Source organism: Micromonospora sp. CNZ303, from assembly GCF_004345505.1.
Genome location: NZ_SLVT01000052.1, coordinates 1 through 1,369 on the forward strand (window position 1 = coordinate 1; position 1,369 = coordinate 1,369).

The 1,369-nt window shown below is 68.2% G+C and carries 1 protein-coding gene and 1 pseudogene; one reads left to right on the forward strand and one right to left on the reverse strand.

All coding sequences use genetic code 11. The features are described 5' to 3' along the window. A pseudogene (locus EV374_RS33700) lies at positions 1-107 on the reverse strand (transposase); the annotation flags it as partial. Between EV374_RS33700 and EV374_RS32345 the strand changes: the two are divergent. After that, on the forward strand, positions 57-1,193 hold the full coding sequence (locus EV374_RS32345; protein WP_132240957.1) for an IS701 family transposase: 1,137 nt from the start codon (positions 57-59) through the stop codon (positions 1,191-1,193). The pseudogene EV374_RS33700 and the gene EV374_RS32345 sit on opposite strands and share 51 nt — an antisense overlap. The last annotated feature ends 176 nt before the right edge of the window (positions 1,194-1,369 follow it).

The following is a 1,369-nucleotide window of genomic DNA, read 5'->3' on the forward strand; positions in this document are numbered from 1 at the left end:
TAGTACTGCAACGGCAGTAGGCGAATCGAGTTCGACTTGTGTTCGTTGGTCTGCCTGTGACGGATGTTGATGTTGCTCGGTGGCATGGGGAGTTGGACCGGTTGCATGCGCGGATCGGGCCTCGGTTTCGCCGGTCGGAGCCGCGGCGGCGGGCGCGTCAGTACCTGTGCGGGCTGGTCTCGGGCCTGGGGCGCAAGAACGGTTGGACCCTGGCGGAGCAGGCTGGGGATGTGTCGCCGGACGGGATGCAGCGGTTGTTGCGGTGGGCGGACTGGGACGTCGACGCCGTCCGCGACGATGTGCGGGACTACGTGGTCGAGCACCTCGGTGATCCGGCCGGGGTGCTGATCGTCGACGACACCGGCTTCCTGAAGAAGGGCACGCGGTCGGCCGGAGTGCAGCGCCAGTACTCCGGCACCGCGGGACGGACGGAGAACTGCCAGGTTGGGGTGTTCCTGGCCTACCGCTCGGCCAAGGGCCACGCGTTGGTCGACCGGCAGCTCTACCTCCCGGCGTCGTGGACCGATGACCGGGACCGGTGTCGTGCGGCCGGGATCCCCGACGAGGTGGAGTTCGCCACGAAGGTGCAGATGGCCCGCGAGATGCTGGCCCGAGCGTTGGATGCCGGGGTGCCGGTGGGGTGGGTGACGATGGACGAGGCCTACGGGCAGTCGAAGTCGCTGCGGGTGTGGTTGGAACACCGGGATGTGGCTTATGTGGTCGCGACCCGCCGTAACGACGACATGATCACCACGTCGATGGGCATCGCCCGGGCGGACGAGCTGATTGCCGCTCTGCCTGCTCGGGCGTGGTGCCGGCTGTCCGCTGGCGCTGGCGCTCACGGGCCCCGTGAGTACTGGTGGGCGCGGGTGCCGGTGCGCATCGGTTGGCAGCCCGGTCGCGGGCACTGGCTGCTGGCCCGGCGCGGCATCACCACCGGCGAGATCGCCTACTACGTCTGCTACGGACCCCGCCGCACCCGCCTGGTCGACCTCGCCCGCATCGCCGGCGCCCGGTGGGCGATCGAGGAGTGCTTCCAACAGGCCAAGAACGAAGCCGGCCTCGACGAATACCAGGTCCGCGACTGGCGAGCCTGGTACGCCCACATCACCCTGTCCATGGCCGCCCACGCCTGGCTGTCCGTGGCCCGATCTATTGCCACAAAAGGGGATCCAGTCCCGGCGACGGCATGATGATCGGCTACACGGTACCGGAGATCCGAAGACTGCTTACCGCACTCGTAGTGCGATCAACTCACCCACCCGAGCGCGTCTGGGCCTGGTCCCGATGGCGCCGACGACGCCAACACCAAGCCCGAACCTGCCACTACCGACGACGCGGCTACCCCTGACCAACTGCCGTTGCAGTA